Raw genomic sequence first — 15,632 nt, 5'->3', positions numbered from 1 at the left:
GATCCTGATGACTGTTGCCACCCTGTCTACTGAACTTGCCACCAGCGACATGCTCGTAATCGATGGGCTGCATGCCTTTGAGTTCACCTTTGCCGATCAACAGCTGTCGATTGTCTGCATGGACGGACGGGCCCAGAAGCGCTGGACATTCAGCGCGGCGCAAGTGCAGGCGGCAACGTTCGATGACACCCTGCAAAGCTGGACCCTCAGCGCTGACTCGGGCGAGCACCGCCTGGTGTGCCTGAGCGCCATCACTGGCAGCAACGAAGACGAGGACGACGAACATGCTGATGCGTAAATTCTGGCCCCTGCTGATGGCCGGCAGTGTCGGCGCGATGTCGGCCCAGGCCGCGCCGCTCGAGACCTTTGCCCTGCTGGTGGGCAGCTACACCGCCGGCACCAGCGAAGGTATCTACCGCCTGCAGTTCGACAGCCGTACCGGCCAGTTCAGCGGCGCGCCCGTGCTGGCGGCCAAGGCGCAGAACCCGTCCTGGCTGACCCTGTCCCAGGACCAGCAACAGCTGTTCGTGGTCAATGAAAACGGCCCCGGCCAACCAGACCCGGTGGGGCGCGTCAGCAGCTACCGCATTGACCCGGCCAACCAGCAACTGACCCTGGTCAACCAGGTGCAGAGCCTGGGCAACGAACCCACCCATTCCAGCCTGGCCGCCGATGGGCGTTACCTGTTTGTCGCCAACTATTCGGTGCTGGAAGATCCGGGCGGCAGCCTGGCCGTCCTGCCGGTGGATGGGGCGGGCAAGCTATCGCCGCCGGTGCAACTGAGCGCGCACCCGGCCAGCCGGGTCAACCCCGAGCGCCAGGCGTCCAACCACGTGCATTCGGTGGTCTCGTCGCCCGATGGCCAGTACGTGTTCGTACAGGACCTGGGGGCGGACCGGATTTTTGCCTACCGCTACGACCCCAAGGCCAACCCCGAACGACCGCTGACCCCGGCCAATCCGGCCTTCGTACAGTTGCCGCCGGGCAGCGGCCCGCGCCACCTGCTGTTCAGTGCGGACGGCAAGCATGCCTGGCTGACCACCGAGATGAGCGCGCAGGTGGCGGTGTATGACTACCAGGACGGCAAGCTGACCGAGCGCCAACGGGTGGACTTTGCCGCCGGGCAACCGCTGTCGGACAAGGCCGGCGCCGCGCTGCATGCTTCCAGTGACGGCAGGTTCCTCTACGTCAGCAACCGCGGCACCGCCAACCAGATCGTGGTGTTTGCCATCGACCCGGCCACCGCGCAATTGAAGGAAGTCCAGCGGCGGGCGGTGGAGGGCGATCATCCCCGTGAGTTCAGCCTCGACCCGAGTGGCAAGTTCCTGCTGATCGCCAACCAGAAGAGCAACCAGATTGTGGTGATCGAGCGCGACACCCAGACCGGCCAACTGGGCAAAACCGTACAAAAACTGCCGATTGATGCCCCCAGCGACCTCAAGTTTCTGGTGCGTCAATAAGCCACAGGCCCCGCCATGCGGGGCCTGACTCCTTGTATTAATCCCAGTGATAACGGCTACTGTTTCAAAGCATTTCAGCCAACCGGAACCCAGGCGTAAGTTTGCTCCAAGGCCTTCACAGGCCATCCAGCCAACTGAACACAAGGGTTACCGCCATGAACTTTAATCTGTTCTCGATCATCGCCGCTTCCGCTGTTTCCGCCACCGTGGCCTTGCCTGCCAGCGCCAGCGTGGAGATCAACAGCAAAAAATCCAGCACCAGCGCCTACACCCAGAAATACCTGCAACAGAGCGCCAACTTCTATGCCGCCCTGGATCACAAGACCCAAGGCTGACACGCCAAGGCTGCACCGTGGCTACGGAGTTTTGGCCATGGATTGGACAAACAGCGGCGACGCCAAAAAACGCTCCAGCCACTGCTGTAAATGCACATAAGGTGTCGTTGCAAACCATTCCCGGTCCACATGGGCAAACTGGCGCACAAACGGCGCCAGTGCCACATCCGCCAGGCTCAGGTGATCGGCCAGCAGGCAGTCGCGCTGTGTCAGCAATCCTTCCAGCTTGCGCAAAAACACCTCACCCTCGGCCCGATAGTGTTCCATCGGTTGCTGCGGGTAGCGCTCGGCGTATTTGTAGCGATTCAAATGCTCCTTGAAGGCTTGGTCATTCTCGGTAATCAACGCTGCCATCAGCTCCTGCGCCGCCGGATCAGCCTTGAGCAGCCAATCGTCGGGATCATGTTGTGCCAATGCCCAGCGCATGATCGCCAGGCTTTCGTCGAGCACCTGGCCGCCCACACTCAACACCGGCACCGTGCCCTTGGGCGACAGCGCCAACATCTGCGCCGGCTTGGCCTTGAGGCTGACCTCGACCACCTGCACCGCCACCGCGCAATAGCGCAGGGCCATGCGCGCACGCATGGCGTAGGGGCAGCGACGAAACGAATACAACACGGCTTCGCTCATTTAACCTCCAGGGTGCTCAACCCATTGCCCTGGCGCCTGACCTGGATCTGCACCGGTATCCGCTCGTGCATTTCCTGCACATGGGAAATCACCGCCACCTTGCGCCCCTGGGCCTGCAAGCCGTCGAGGGCATCCATCGCCAGTTGCAGGGATTCGGGGTCCAGGCTGCCGAAGCCTTCATCGATAAACAGCGACTCGATCTTCAACGTGCTGGAGGCCATCGACGCCAGCCCCAGGGCCAGTGCCAGGGAGACCAGGAACGTCTCGCCGCCGGACAGCGAATGCACCGAGCGCAGTTCATCGCCCATTTCCGTGTCCAGCACCAGCAGGCCGAGCATGCTGCCGCCGCGCTTGAGGCGGTAGCGGCGCACCAGTTGGCGCAGTTGCACGTTGGCGTGGTGCACCAGCAGGTCGAGGTTGTAGGCCTGGGCGAACTTGCGGAACTTGTCGCCGGTGGCTGAGCCGATCAGCGCATCGAGCCGCGCCCAGCGCTGCCACTCCTCATAGGCCTTGGCGGTGGTGAGCGCCAGGCTCTGGTTGGCGTCCTGGCGCCGCTGGTCTTCGGCTTGGCGCGCCCGCAGTTCGGCGCAGTGGGTTTCGCCGCTGTGCAGTTGCAGGTTGAGATCGGCCAGGGCGCTGTCCAGCTGTTCGGCGTCGAGGTTGCCGTTGTGCAGGGCCTGGTGCTCCTTGAGGCGCTGCTCGCGTTCTTGCAGCAGGACCTTGGCCTGTTCGATGGCTTTTTCGCTGTGCTGCACCTGCTGGCGCAGTTCGCCGACCCCTGCCTCGTCGAAGGCCAGCAGATGCGCCAGGCCGCTGTCGTCCAGTTGCGGATGCTGGGCGCGCCACTCGCTGATGCGGTTGTGCAGCGTCTGCAATTCGCTGTCCAGGGCTTGCTGGCGTTCCTGGCGGGCCATGAGGTCGGCCGCCAGTTGGACCAGTTGGTTGCGGGTGTCCTGCAACTGTTGATTGGCCTGGGCCTCGCTGTGGCGCGCCTGTTCCACGGCCTGGTCGAGCTGCTGCTGCCAGTGCTCGGCGCTGCTGTGCCCGCCCAGCAGGGCCCCGAGTTTTTCTTGGGCGGCCTGTTGCTGGGTGGTCAGGTCGGCCAATTGCTGGTGCAGCACGGCCAACTGTTGCTGGCGATGCTGCTGGCGGTCCTGTTCTTTTTCGATGGCTTGCTGGCGCTGTTGCTGCTCGGCCAGTTCATCGTTCTGTTGGCCAAGCTGCTCCAGGCGCTGGCTGATCTGCTGGTCCAGTTGCATAAAGGTGGCGGCCGGCTGCGTGCGCAGGCCTTCCAGGGTCTCGGCCGGGAGCAGGCTGGCGAAGGCCGCCAGTTCTTCGTCCAGGCGCTCGCGGTCGCTGGCCAGTTCCCGTTGTTGGTCGATCAGCTGTTGGCGCGCCTGTTGGCTGGCGTCCTGGGCGGCTTGCAACTGTTGCTGCAGGCGCCCGGCATTTTGTTGCAGGTTGAGCAGGGCGCCCTGGCGCTGTTCGTCCTGGGTGATGCTCTGGTTGAGCTGGCCCAGTTGCTGCGCCAGCCAGGCGCTGCGTTTGGTGCGGTCCTGGTTGAACAGCGCGGCGCTCAAGGGGTGGGCTTCGAGGCTGGGCGTCAGGGCCTGGAGTTGGGTTGCCAATTGCTCCTGCTGTTGCAGGAATTCTTTTTGCTGGGCGATCAAACCGCCGACTTCACCGCGCAGTTCGGTGAGTTTTTCCTTGAGGGTGTCGACCGCCTGCTGCGCATGGGCTTCTTCATTTTCATCGTGGCGGGTGAGGCTGTGTAGCAGGGCTTCGGGCTGGTGATACGGATGCTCGACGCTGCCGCACACCGGGCAGGGCTGCTCATCCTGCAATTGCCCACGCAGCTCCTCGACACTGGCGCTGCGCGCCAGGCGCTGGCGTTCCAGTAACTGCTTGGTCACGCTCAGGGTCTGCTCGGCCACGGTCAGCTCGGCCTTGGCGTGCAGGCCGGTCTGGTTCAGTTGCTCGCGCTGTTGCTGGGCGCTGGCCTGCTTTTGGGCCAGCTCCTGTTGCTGTAGGTCCAATTGCTGCTGGCTGTCCCACAGTCGCGTCAGGTCCTCGAAGGCCCGTTGCTGCTTGCGATTGTCCTTGAGCAGGCTGTCGAGCAACTGGATCTGCTCGGCCACCGCATGGGGCTCGGCGCCAGCTTCCTGATACAGCAGCTCCAGGGCCGTGCGTTGCTGGGTCCATTGCTCGCCGGCGTGGTTGGCGCGTTCTTCCAGTTGCGGCAGTTCGGCCTGGCCCTTGTTCAGGCGATTGCCGATCAGCATCAGTTGTTGCAGGCGGTCGCGGTAGGCGTTCCAGGCGTCGCTCAAGGGCGCGAGGGTGGCGCTGCGTTCCAGTTGCGCCGCCAGTTGTTGCAGGCGGCTGGCAACCTGTTGCTGCTGGGTGTGCAAGGTATCCAGCGCCGCCTGGCCTTCAGTGCAGGCGGCTTGCCCCAGTTGTTGCTGCTCACTGCTGTGGGCCCGCTCGCGGGTCAGGCGGGCGAGGGTGCTTTGCTCCTCAAAGGCCTGGCGCAGCAACGGCACCGCCTCGGTCTGCTGTTGCAGGGCGGCGGCCAAGGCGTTGTGTGCGCTGGCTTGCTGCTGTTGCAGTTGCTCCTGGCGTGCGTGCAGGGCGGTTTGCTGCTCAAGGTGCTGGCGGATCTGCGCGGCCAGGGGTTGCAACTGGCCGGTCAGTTCGCGATGCCGCGCAAACTGATGGCGCTGCGGCGCCAGTTGCTCCAGGCGGCTCAAATCCAGGCGTTGCGGGCCCTGGGCGTGCCACGCCTGCTCGGCCTGTTGCAATTGCTCGACTGCACTGTGTTGGCGTTCCTGCCACTCGCGCAGTTCCTTGAGCCAGGTGTGTTGCAGTTCCAGTTGCTTGAGCTGTGCCTGCTGGGTCTTGAGTTGCTGCTGGGCCGTGCTCAATTGTTGATCCAGCTCGGCGCGGGCCTCGGCTGGCAACGGCGTGACGCCGCTGGCCTGCTCTTGCAGCAGCCTGTGGGCTTCCTTGGCCTCCCGGGCCTTGATGAATGCCCGTTGGCCCAACTGGGTGTAGAGCGCGGTGTCGGTGAGCTTTTCCAGCAGTTCGCTGCGCTCGTTATCGTTGGCCTTGAGAAAGGCGCTGAACTCACTTTGCGCCAGCAGCACCGCACGGGTGAACTGTTCAAAGTTCAAGCCCAGGGCCAGCTCCAGTTGCGTCTTGTATTCGGTCTTCTGGCTGGCCAGCAGTTGCTCGCTGTCCAGGTCGATCAGGCTTTGCCGACTGTTCTGCAGCTTGCCGCTGGCCTTGTCGCGGGCGCGGTTGGCTTCCCAGCGCGCACGGTAGCGCCGGCCGCTGACGCCGATAAAGTCCACCTCGGCATACCCGCCGCCGGTGCCGCGGCGGATCAGGGTGCGCGGGTCGCCGATGGAAATATCGGTATCGGCATCGGGCATTTTTGCCTGGCCGGTATCGCCCAGGCGTGGCACGGCGCCAAACAGCGCCAGGCACAAGGCATCGAGCAAGGTGCTTTTGCCGGCGCCGGTGGGCCCGGTGATCGCAAACAGACCGGCGCTGGCCAGGGGCTCGGCGGTAAAGTCGATCTCGAATGGCCCGGCCAGGGACGCAAGGTTTTTCAGGCGGATGGCGAGGATCTTCATGGCAGTTGCTCCTCGTGTTGCACGTCGTGGAGCAGCACGGCGAAATCCTTGAGGGTCTGTTCGTCCACGTCACTGCCATAGCTTTCCTGCCAGGCGCGGCTGAACAGTTCCTGGGGCGTGAGCTGGTCGAGTTCGATCAACGGCTCTTCGCCGTGCTCCTGGCGCGCGCCGCTGCCGGCGTACTCGGCGGCAATGCGCACCAGGCGCACGGCCTTGCCCAGCAGGGCGTTTTCCACTTGCTGGCGCAGGTCCGGCTGGGGTTCGTCGAGGCGCACCCGCACCTCCAGCCACGGCTGGCGCTGGGTGTCGGCCAGCAGGTCGACGTCGGGCAGCTGCGCCAGTTGCTGGAGGATCTCGGCCAGGGGCGCGGCGTCCAGGCGTTGCAGGTGCACGGCGCGGGGGATCAGGCGCGATTCGACGCTGACCAGGGTTGCCCCCTCCAGCTGCACGTCGAGGATCTGGTGTTGATAGCTGATTTCGGAGAACGACAGCGGGATCGGCGAGCCGCAATAACGGAGGCGCTCCTCGCCATTGACCCGCTGCGGCTTGTGCAAATGGCCGAGGGCGACATAGCTGACACTGGCATCGAACAGACTGGCCGGCAGCGCCTCGGCATTGCCGATGATCAGGCTGCGCTCGGAGTCTTCCGAGACCGAGCCGCCGGCCATATGTGCGTGGCTGATGGCAACCAGCGCCTGGCCCGGCTGGCGCTTGGCATTGGCCGCGGCGATCAGGCGCTCATGCACCTGGCCGATGCCCTTGAGGTAATCGTCACCTAGCAGCGCACCGGTGACTTCCGCCGGGCGCAGGAACGGCAGCGCCAGGCACCAGCCCGCCACGGCGCCGGTTTTGTCCGGCAGGGCAATCAGCAAGCGCTCCACATCCAGTTGCCCGTCATCGAGCCACAGCACCCGGCCCAGGGCATGGGTGCGCAAACGCCGCATCAATGGCGCCGGCAGCTCAATGCGCGAGCCGGAGTCGTGGTTGCCGGCGATCATCACAATGGTCAGGTCGGGGTTTTGTTCATGGGCGTTGATGATGAAGTCATACAAACGCTCCTGGGCCCTGAGCGGCGGGTTGACCGTATCGAAGATATCGCCAGCGATCAGCAGCACATCGGGGCTGTGCTGCTTGAGCTGGCTCAGCAGCCAGTCGAGGAAACAAGCGTGCTCGAAGTCGCGTTCCTGGCCGTGGAGGTTTTGGCCCAGGTGCCAGTCGGAGGTGTGAAACAGACGCAAGGCGAACTCCGTGGGGAATAGAGAAAGGAGGGGAGTTTACCTGTAAATGCCGGCCTGGCGCCGGGGAATGGAACCAAGCGTGGCCAGGCACCACTGAATAAGGGGCCCCCGTTGTGGGGGTATCTATGGGCTGTATACACGGAGTGTTACGTATGAGTTTGAATTTTCCCGGCGGTCTTCACCATCTTTTCACTAACCCCATCCCTGTGGTGCCTGAAAACAGGCCGAGAGCAAAAACCGAAGCCCAGGCGCCAGCCGAGGAGGCCAGGAACGCGAGTTCGGACAAGCAGATAGCGCTGGATGTTGAAGTCTCTGCGCTTGGCGCGCACTCGAAGCACACATTTACCGGGCCGGCTCCCGACCAGTAAAGCCAATACCGGCGCACCCTGTAGGAACGGGCTTGCTCGCGAAAAACGCAAGCCCGCCGCGTTCCTTCAGGCTTCCCGTGTTATCGGGGGTCACTGCGGTTTGAGACAGTCCAGCGCACGCTCGGCCAGAATGCTGGCCTGGTCTATCAAGTGTTCGGTGGCGCCTGCCATGTGCCGTTGATTGCCGGTCAGCCCCTGGGTGGTGCCGGCTGCAGTGGCGGCTGCGCAGCGCAGCAGGTCGCTGATTTGGGCAAGGGCGTCTTCAAAACTGAGGTCTTGATGCACGGTGAAGGACGGGGGCGAGGCGGGTTGCAGGTAGTGGCCCAGGGCGCGGTCGAAGATTTCGTGGTCGGGGGTAAAGCGGGGTGGGTCGGGGACGATTTTGTTCATGCATAAGCTCCTACTGAAAAGGGAGCCATCCCGATGTCGGTCTCACTCGACAAAAAGGTGGCAGCTATGTGCAGGGTGAGAATACCGGACAGTAGGACTCCGGCCAGACCGAAGTCTGCCCGCACACAGCCGCCATAGAGCATGGTGCAGTTGGCGCCTACTGGTTCACAGGTTCTCACACCCGATCGCTGATATGCAGCGACGGAGCGAAGGCTAGCCAGTGGACTGGGCAGGCGCAAGGCCGAAGGATTGTCTAGGAAACGTCCTGCAAATTAAAGGGATATGGATTGCTGGCCTTTAACAATGCATGTCAGACAGCGCAGGTCAAATGTGGGAGGGGGCTTGCTCCCGATGGCGGCGGATCAGTGATAGCTAAGCTGACTGACACGACGCTATCGGGAGCAAGCCCCCTCCCACATCTAGGCCAGTGTTATCTCAAGGAGGTTACGGTTACTTGGGATACAGCGGCGGCAGGCTGGTGCTGTCGGCCACCGGGGTCTGCTCGCGTTCGGCCATGGGAATGGCCTTGACCGCCCGCCACAGCTCTTCGCCCTGCCAATACTGGCCGCTTTCGCTGTAGAGCGCGCCGTTCAACCCGTCCAGCGCATCGGACAGTGGTACAAAACGCGCCGCCATGTCTGCCAGGGTTTCCGGTTGCTGGCGTGCCCACGCATCCAATGCCTGGCGTGTGGCCTGGGGGTCATTGGCCTGGCTCGCGCGCTTGAGGTCGTCGAGCAGGGTTCGCGGGCTGGGGCCGGTCTGGGCGGCGCGCTGGATCGCCGGGCGTGAGCGGGCGCGCCACCACAGGCCGAAGCCGAGCAGGGTGGTGCAGGCCAGGAGCAGGCTGGTGAGCTGCCAGATCCACAGGCGGCCATCGTCCGGCGCGGTGATCACGGTGGGGGTGGCCGGGGTGTCCACCACCAGGCTCGGGTTGACCGCCACCTGCAGGGTGCGGGCCGGCAGGCTGGTGCGTTCCAGGTGGTCTTCGTGAGTGTTCCACCACACCACTTCCACGGCAGGCAATTCCAGGGCGCCGGCGCGGTTGGGCACCAGGGCTTCGCGGTCTTCGCGGCTGCCGATCACCCCGCGTTCGCTGTTCTGGTTGCTCAACACCGGCTGGTCGGGGTAGCGCCGCAGGCCGGCGATTTCGGTACTTGGCAGCGCGGGCAACTGGGCGCTGGCCAGGCCTTCGGCCTTGAGGGTGAGGATGCGGGTCAGGGAGTCGCCGACCTGCACGTTCGCAGGTTCCGGGTTCCAGCTTTCGCCCAGGCTCAGGCTGCGCGCCGGCAGCCAAGGGGCGTCCGCGGGATACAGGGCGGGCTTGGGCTTGACCGTCAGGGGGATCTCGGTGGAATTGACATGCAGCAGCTTGCCGGGCCTGGGGGCCTGGGGCGCGGTGCCCTGGGCCGGGCGTGGGTCGACCAGAGTGGCGCTGAATATTTGCGCGGGGATCAGCAGTTGCCCGCTGTGTTGTGGGTAGATCCCGTAGCGCATTTCGATCACGCCATGGCGCACGCCGTTGATGACTTTTTCGTAGGTGCGTGAATCGCCCACAGGCTCGACCCGGGCGTCAGGCAACTGCAAGGGCGTCAGGCTGCTGTCGTCATACAGCGCCACCGAATGGTAGATGCGCACGGTCAGCAGGGCCTGGGCCTGCACGTACACACTGTCCTGGTCGAGGCTGGCTTCGATGAATACCGGCTCCAGCTGGTTGTCGCTGTCCTGGCCCTGGGTTTGCACCACTTGCAGGCTGATGGGCTGGGTGGTGAGCGCGCCCAGTTGCAGTGGCGGGATCAGCACGTTGCCGCGGGTCTTGGGTTGCAGGGTGATGATCCAGCGAGTCGTGGCGTGGTTGCTGCCATCGAGGGTCGTGAGCTGGTTGATCTGGCGGGTGCCGCGTATATCGAACAGCGGGGCCAGGGGCGACAGGTCCGGCTTGCCGAACTGGGTGACGTCGTTGGACTCGATGGTCAGCTCCACCGTTTCCCCGGAATTGACACGGCTGCGGTCGATACTGGCGGCCAGGTCGGCCGCCTGGGCGTGACCGGCCCACAGCGCTAGCCATAAGAAAAGTGGGGTGCAGCGGTTCATCGAGTCTTGTCCTGATGTTGTTGCTGTTCGTACCAGAATTTGCGTCGCAACAACTCGCCGGGGTTGTCCGGGATCTGTCGCAGCCATTGTTCCAGGGCCTGGCGGTGCTCCTCGTCGAGGTTGGCATTGGTTGGGCGCAAGGGCGGCGTGGTGGTCTGTTCGTCGCCCAGTTCGCTGCCGGGTACTTCGTTGTTGCCCGCAGCTGGCTGGGGGCCGGTGGGTTTCTCCGCCGTACTTGCCTGGCCCGCGCCCTGGGGCGATTGCTCGCCACCGTTGGCCTGCTGGCTGTTATCGCCTGGTTGCGCAGTCTGGCCGGGTTGGGTGGATTCGTCATCCTCGTTTTTTGCCGGCGCTGGCGGCTCGGGCTCTGGCTCTTCGAGCAAGAGGCTTTCGACAAGGGCTTTGTTTTTCAGGGCCGGTTGCAAGTCTGGCTGGGCTTCCAGGGCCTGTTCATAGGCATCTATTGCGGCTTCCAGCTCGCCGGCGCGGGCCAGGGCATTGCCCCGATTGTAGTGGGCATAGGCATCACTGCCCTGGGCAAAGCGCCGCGCCGCTTCGGCGTAGTTGCCTGCTTCATACAGGGCCACTCCTTGCCACTGCGGGTTTTCAAAGTGTTCGGCGGCTTCGGCCGGGCGTTTGTGCTTGAGCAGGTACTGGCCCTGTTGGTCGGGGCGCAGCCACAGGTCATCAAAGCTGAACGCGTAGCTCGGTTGCGGCGCCGCCAGCAGTAGCAGCGGCAGGCAGAACAGCCAGCCACGGCGCCCGGCGCAGGCGGCGAGCAGCAGCAGGGGCAGCAAGAGCCAGTAGCCCTGGTCGGCCCAGGTGTCCAGTTGCAGGCGCTGGCCGTCGTCGCGCAGGGTTTGCGGGCCGTCCAGCAGGCCCAGGCTGCGCAGGTCCTTGTCGTCCAGGCGCACCTGGCGATAGCGGCCGCCCATTTCGCTGGCGAAGGCCTTGAGGGTCGGGCTGTCCAGGCGTGGGATCAGGATCGCGCCTTGTTCGTCCTTGAGGAACTCGCCGCTTTCCTGGGTCACCGGCGTGCCTTCACGGCTACCGATGCCGAGGATCGACAGGCTCGGCGCCTGGCCTTGCAGCAGCAGGCGAATGCCCTGGCGCTCCTGCTTGGACAGCGACGAGCCAATCAACAATAGGCGGCCCTGGCCCAGGCCGCCGTGCTTGAGCAGGCCCAGGGCTTTTTCCACCGCCAGGTCAGCGCGATGGCCGGCCTCGGGCATGATCGACGGGCGCAGGGCTTCCAGCAGGTTGCGGCTGGTGGCCAGGTCGTCGGACAGCGGCACCAGTGTGTGGGCGCTGCCGGCATACACGACGATGGCGGTCTGCGCATCGCTGCGTGCCTGCAGCAGGTCCACCAGCTTGCGCCGTGCCTGCTCCAGGCGGTTGGGCGGGCTGTCGGTGGCGAGCATCTCGGGGGTCAGTTCCAGCAGCACCACCAGCGGGTCGGCGGGTTTCTGGCTGATCTGCTCGACCCGTTGCCAGCCGGGGCCGAGCAAGGCCAGCAGCGCCAGCAGCCAGGCCAGGCCCAGCAGCAGCCATGGCGATTTGCTTTCCCGACCATTGCCGCCTCTGAGCAGGGCGGCGTGGAAGGCCGGCGGCAGGAGCATCTGCCAGCGCCCGGCGCGTTTTTGCCGATGCCACAGTTGCCACAGCAACCAGCCGAGCACGGGCAGCAGCAACAGCCACCAGGGGCGTAACCAGTGCGGCCATAAAGCGATCATCGACGCCTCCGCAAGCGCAGGCGTTTCAGGCGTTGGCGCCATTGCGGGTGCTGTTGCAGGAAATGGCCCTGGGTCGAGAGTTTATTGAGCAGCCGTTGCAGGGCTTTGTCCGGCCAGCGTTCCTGGATCACCAGCAGCAGGCTGAGCAACAGCGCCAAGGCCAGCGGCCCGCTATACAGCGCCTGGGCCGGGCGGGCCTGGGTCGGCTGTTGCGCCACCGGTTCCAACTGGTCGAGGGTTTGCTTGATCGCTTGCAGCTCGGCACCGTCATGGGCGCGGAAATACTGCCCGCCGGTAGCCTCGGCGATGGCCTTGAGCGCCGGCTCATCCAGATCGAGGCTGGGATTGAGGCCGAGCATGCCCAGGCTACCGGTCTGTTCGGGGTTGGCGCCAATGCCGATGGGGTAGATCTTCACGCCTTCTGCGGCGGCCAGGCGGGCGGCGGTCAGCGGGTCGATTTCGCCGCCATTGTTGGCGCCGTCGGTGACCAGGATCAGCACCCGGCTGTGTGCCGGGCGTTGGCGCAGGCGCTTGAGGGCCAGGCCGATGGCGTCGCCAATCGCGGTGTTTTTCCCGGCGATGCCGATGCGCGCCTCATCCAGCCAGGTGCGCACGGTGCGCCGGTCGAAGGTCAGCGGTGCTTGCAGATAGGCCTGGCTGCCAAACAGGATCAGGCCGACGCGGTCACCCTCGCGGCTTTCGAGAAAGTCGCCCAACAGGTGCTTGACCAGGCTCAGGCGGCTGACGTCTTCGTCCTGCCATTGCATATCGGGGAAGTCCATGGAACCCGACACGTCCACCGCCACCAGCAGGTCGCGGCCGCTGGCGGCAATCGGCAGCGGCTCGCCGAGCCATTCCGGGCGGGCGGCGGCGCTCAGCAGCAACAGCCACAGCACCACGAACGGCGCTTGTTGGCGCCAGCCTGGCAGGTTGATGCGCGCACGGCGCCGGGCCAGGCCTTCGAGGTCGCCCAAAAAGCTGACTTTCAGGGCCGGCTCGCCGCTGTCGGCCACCGGCAGGATCAGGCGCATCACCCACGGCAAGGGCAACAGGGCAAAGACCCACGGCCAGGCGAACTCAAACATGTTTGCGAATCCAGGTGTCGACCGCTTGCGTCAGGCCGGCGATGGCCTTGTCGTCGAGTTTGCATTCGGGCTTGTAGGCGCCTTCCACCAGGACCATCCAGCGCGTGAGGCCGGCCGCCGGGCAGCGGTTGTCGAGAAAGGCCAGCCATTTGCGCCCGTTGAGGGTGTGGCTCTGGCTGTAGGGGTAGTCGTTGCGGCACAGGCGCTTGAGCAGGCCGTTGAGCTGCTGCAGCCAGGCGCCGGCCGGGGCGCCGTCGTAGGGTTTGGGCATCAGTGCCAGTTCTGCGAGGGCGGCGATGCGTAGCGGGTCCAGGGGTTGTTCGGCCCGCGCCAGAGGGCGCCTGGCTGGCAGGAAACGCCGCAGCCACCACAGGCCCCAGCCCGCCAGGGGGATCAGTGCCAGCAACAGCCACCAACCCGGCGCCGGCGGCCAGAAGCCAATGGCCGGCGGGGCGATCAGCGGTTGCAACGAGTCCAGGCGGTTCATGGCTTTTTCACCGGGCGTTGCGGGTTGAGGTATTCACGCAGTTGCTCGACCATTTCGCTCTGGGTGCTCAATGGCATCAGCAGTACCCGCAGTTTTTGCGCGAGCAATTCCCAGCGGGCACTGCGCGCTTCGGCCTGGGCCTTGTAGGCCTGGCGCAGCTCGAAGTTCAAGGTGTCGATTTCCAACTGCGCGCCGCGCTCGGCAAACCGCAGCAGCCCGGCGGCGGGCAGGGCGTGGTCCAGCGGGTCTGAGACTGGCAGCAGCAACAGGTCGCAATGGCGCGACAACAGGCTCAGTTGCTGCTCGGCGCCGTCAGTCAGGGCGCGTTCATCGCAGATCACAATCACCAGGCTCCCCGGGCGCAGCACTTCGCGGCCACGGCGCAGGGCCATGCCCAGGGCATCGGCTTCGGGGCGGCTCTCGGTGTTGAGGCTCTGGTTGACCCGCACCAGGCGGTTGAGCAGTTGCAGCAGGCTTTGCTTGCTGCGCCGGGGTTTGATTTCGTAGTGCTCGTTGTCACCGAACACCAACCCGCCGACCCGGTCATTGTGGCCCAGCGCGGCCCAGCCGATCAGGCTCGCGGCCTGGGCGGCGAGGACCGACTTGAACATCAGCCCGGAGCCGAAAAACAGCCGGCAGCTTTGCTCCACCATGATAAAGATCGGCCGCTCCCGCTCTTCATGGAACAGCTTGGTGTGGGGCTCCTGGGTGCGGGCGGTGACGCGCCAGTCGATGGTGCGCACATCGTCGCCGGCCTGGTACACCCGCACCTGGTCGAAATCCACGCCACGCCCGCGCAGCTTGGAGTGGTGCAGGCCGATCAACGGGCTGCGTTGGCTGGGCGTGGAAAACAGCTGCACTTCGCGCACGCGATGGCGCATCTCGATCAATTCGCTGAGGCTGACACGGATCCCGTCGCCGGCATTCATGGGGATCAAGCGACGGCTACGACGTCGAGAATGCGTTGCACCACGCGGTCCTGGTCGATGCCGGCCGCTTCGGCTTCAAAGGACAGGATGATGCGGTGGCGCAAGACGTCGAACAGCACCGCCTGGATATCTTCCGGGCTGACAAAGTCGCGCCCGGCCAGCCAGGCATGGGCCCGGGCGCAGCGGTCGAGGGCAATCGAGCCCCGGGGGCTGGCGCCATAGGCAATCCACTCGGCCATTTCCGGGTCGAATTTGGCTGGCGTGCGCGTGGCCATGACCAGTTGCACCAGGTATTCCTCCACGGCATCGGCCATGTACAGGCCGAGGATTTCCTTGCGCGCGGCGAAAATCGCCTGCTGGCTGACCCGCCGCTCGGGCTTGGTCTCGCCGTTGAGGGCTTCGCCCCGGGCCTGTTGCAGGATGCGCCGCTCTACGGCGGCATCGGGGAAGCCGATCTTGACGTGCATCAGGAAGCGGTCGAGCTGGGCTTCGGGCAGGGGATAGGTGCCTTCCTGCTCGATGGGGTTCTGCGTGGCCATGACCAGGAACAGCGGCGACAGCTCGTAGGTGCTACGCCCGACACTGACCTGGCGCTCGGCCATGGCTTCGAGCAGGGCCGACTGCACCTTGGCCGGGGCGCGGTTGATTTCGTCGGCCAGCACCAGGTTGTGGAAGATCGGCCCTTGCTGGAACACGAAGCTGCCGGTTTCCGGGCGATAGATCTCGGTGCCGGTGATGTCGGCGGGCAACAGGTCGGGGGTGAACTGGATACGATGGAACTGTGCTTCGATCCCTTCGGCAAGCTCCTTGATGGCCTTGGTCTTGGCCAGGCCGGGAGCGCCTTCTACCAGCATATGACCATCGGCGAGCAGGGCAATGAGCAGGCGCTCAATGAGTTTTTCCTGGCCGAGAATCTGCGTAGAAAGAAAGGTTCGCAGCGCGAGCAGCGCTTCACGATGTTCCATCGATGACGGTTCCTGGAAAGATGAGCCTGGGGATTGTGAAAAACGCCAAGGCCTGGGGCGCTTACTTTAATGCATTGGAGGGGCTGGCGACTAACGAACCGGGGGGTATTTTTTTGCGGCTTGTAGGAAAGGGCTGAGGTTTTTGGCGTCGATGAGGGCCCCATCGCGTTCAGCCCGGCTCCCACAGGTGGGAGCAACTGTCTTCAACATGCCATTCGTCACCTCCATTCGGTGCCGTCACGCAGCATGGCATTCAGTCTGATAAGCAGTATCCGCATGCAGGCAA

14 protein-coding genes are annotated in these 15,632 nt (G+C 64.7%); 4 read left to right on the top strand and 10 right to left on the bottom strand.

From position 1 onward, the window contains the following. Window positions 1–7: 7 nt before the first annotated feature. The 3 genes from AO268_RS26490 to AO268_RS26480 all read left to right on the top strand — a co-directional run bounded on the left by AO268_RS26490 (window position 8) and on the right by AO268_RS26480 (window position 1,795). Window positions 8–298, top strand: a complete 291-nt coding sequence (locus AO268_RS26490) for a DUF5629 family protein (RefSeq protein WP_099170340.1) — start codon at window positions 8–10, stop codon at window positions 296–298. Further along, the gene (locus AO268_RS26485; RefSeq protein WP_099170333.1) at window positions 285–1,460 is read left to right on the top strand and encodes a lactonase family protein; all 1,176 of its coding nucleotides are present in this window, start codon (window positions 285–287) and stop codon (window positions 1,458–1,460) included. Before AO268_RS26490 ends, AO268_RS26485 begins: the two co-directional genes overlap by 14 nt. Window positions 1,461–1,615: 155 nt before the next feature. Beyond that, window positions 1,616–1,795 carry a hypothetical protein gene (locus AO268_RS26480; protein ID WP_099170332.1) on the top strand — a complete coding sequence of 60 codons (180 nt, stop codon included), beginning with the start codon at window positions 1,616–1,618 and terminating at the stop codon, window positions 1,793–1,795. Between the two features lie 21 nt (window positions 1,796–1,816). Here AO268_RS26480 and AO268_RS26475 read toward each other — a convergent pair whose 3' ends face one another. From AO268_RS26475 to AO268_RS26465, 3 genes are read right to left on the bottom strand one after another with little or no spacing between them, the layout of a single operon-like run. Continuing rightward, entirely contained in the window at window positions 1,817–2,425 is a 609-nt protein-coding gene (locus tag AO268_RS26475; protein WP_099170331.1) for a glutathione S-transferase, read from the bottom strand. Further along, window positions 2,422–6,060, bottom strand: a complete 3,639-nt coding sequence (locus AO268_RS26470; RefSeq protein WP_099170330.1) for an AAA family ATPase — start codon at window positions 6,058–6,060, stop codon at window positions 2,422–2,424. Before AO268_RS26470 ends, AO268_RS26475 begins: the two co-directional genes overlap by 4 nt. Beyond that, the gene (locus AO268_RS26465) at window positions 6,057–7,298 is read right to left on the bottom strand and encodes an exonuclease SbcCD subunit D C-terminal domain-containing protein (protein ID WP_099170329.1); all 1,242 of its coding nucleotides are present in this window, start codon (window positions 7,296–7,298) and stop codon (window positions 6,057–6,059) included. The genes AO268_RS26470 and AO268_RS26465 overlap by 4 nt, the downstream gene beginning before the upstream one ends. A gap of 152 nt (window positions 7,299–7,450) precedes the next feature. Here AO268_RS26465 and AO268_RS26460 point away from each other — a divergent pair, with 152 nt between their 5' ends. Then, on the top strand, window positions 7,451–7,666 hold the full coding sequence (locus AO268_RS26460) for a hypothetical protein (protein ID WP_099170328.1): 216 nt from the start codon (window positions 7,451–7,453) through the stop codon (window positions 7,664–7,666). Between the two features lie 90 nt (window positions 7,667–7,756). Here the strand turns inward: AO268_RS26460 and AO268_RS26455 are convergent, their stop codons facing one another. The 7 genes from AO268_RS26455 to AO268_RS26425 all read right to left on the bottom strand — a co-directional run bounded on the left by AO268_RS26455 (window position 7,757) and on the right by AO268_RS26425 (window position 15,346). Then, entirely contained in the window at window positions 7,757–8,056 is a 300-nt protein-coding gene (locus AO268_RS26455) for a DUF6124 family protein (protein ID WP_176561417.1), read from the bottom strand. A gap of 450 nt (window positions 8,057–8,506) precedes the next feature. After that, on the bottom strand, window positions 8,507–10,147 hold the full coding sequence (locus AO268_RS26450) for a BatD family protein (RefSeq protein ID WP_099170327.1): 1,641 nt from the start codon (window positions 10,145–10,147) through the stop codon (window positions 8,507–8,509). Next, window positions 10,144–11,880 carry a vWA domain-containing protein gene (locus AO268_RS26445; protein WP_099170326.1) on the bottom strand — a complete coding sequence of 579 codons (1,737 nt, stop codon included), beginning with the start codon at window positions 11,878–11,880 and terminating at the stop codon, window positions 10,144–10,146. The genes AO268_RS26450 and AO268_RS26445 overlap by 4 nt, the downstream gene beginning before the upstream one ends. Further along, window positions 11,877–12,965 carry a vWA domain-containing protein gene (locus AO268_RS26440; protein ID WP_099170325.1) on the bottom strand — a complete coding sequence of 363 codons (1,089 nt, stop codon included), beginning with the start codon at window positions 12,963–12,965 and terminating at the stop codon, window positions 11,877–11,879. The genes AO268_RS26445 and AO268_RS26440 overlap by 4 nt, the downstream gene beginning before the upstream one ends. Beyond that, complete coding sequence (locus AO268_RS26435; protein WP_099170324.1) at window positions 12,958–13,452, bottom strand: DUF4381 domain-containing protein; 495 nt, start codon at window positions 13,450–13,452, stop codon at window positions 12,958–12,960. The genes AO268_RS26440 and AO268_RS26435 overlap by 8 nt, the downstream gene beginning before the upstream one ends. Continuing rightward, window positions 13,449–14,381 carry a DUF58 domain-containing protein gene (locus AO268_RS26430; RefSeq protein ID WP_099170323.1) on the bottom strand — a complete coding sequence of 311 codons (933 nt, stop codon included), beginning with the start codon at window positions 14,379–14,381 and terminating at the stop codon, window positions 13,449–13,451. The genes AO268_RS26435 and AO268_RS26430 overlap by 4 nt, the downstream gene beginning before the upstream one ends. 5 nt (window positions 14,382–14,386) lie before the next feature. Continuing rightward, a complete protein-coding gene (locus AO268_RS26425) occupies window positions 14,387–15,346 on the bottom strand; it encodes an AAA family ATPase (protein WP_003218556.1) in 960 nt (319 codons plus the stop codon). Window positions 15,347–15,632: the final 286 nt, after the last annotated feature.

This window comes from Pseudomonas sp. ICMP 8385 (genome assembly GCF_002699915.1).
Taxonomy (GTDB): Bacteria; Pseudomonadota; Gammaproteobacteria; order Pseudomonadales; family Pseudomonadaceae; genus Aquipseudomonas; species Aquipseudomonas gessardii.
The sequence above is the reverse complement of the archived record's forward strand: the minus strand, read 5'-3'. Positions and strand labels throughout refer to the sequence as shown.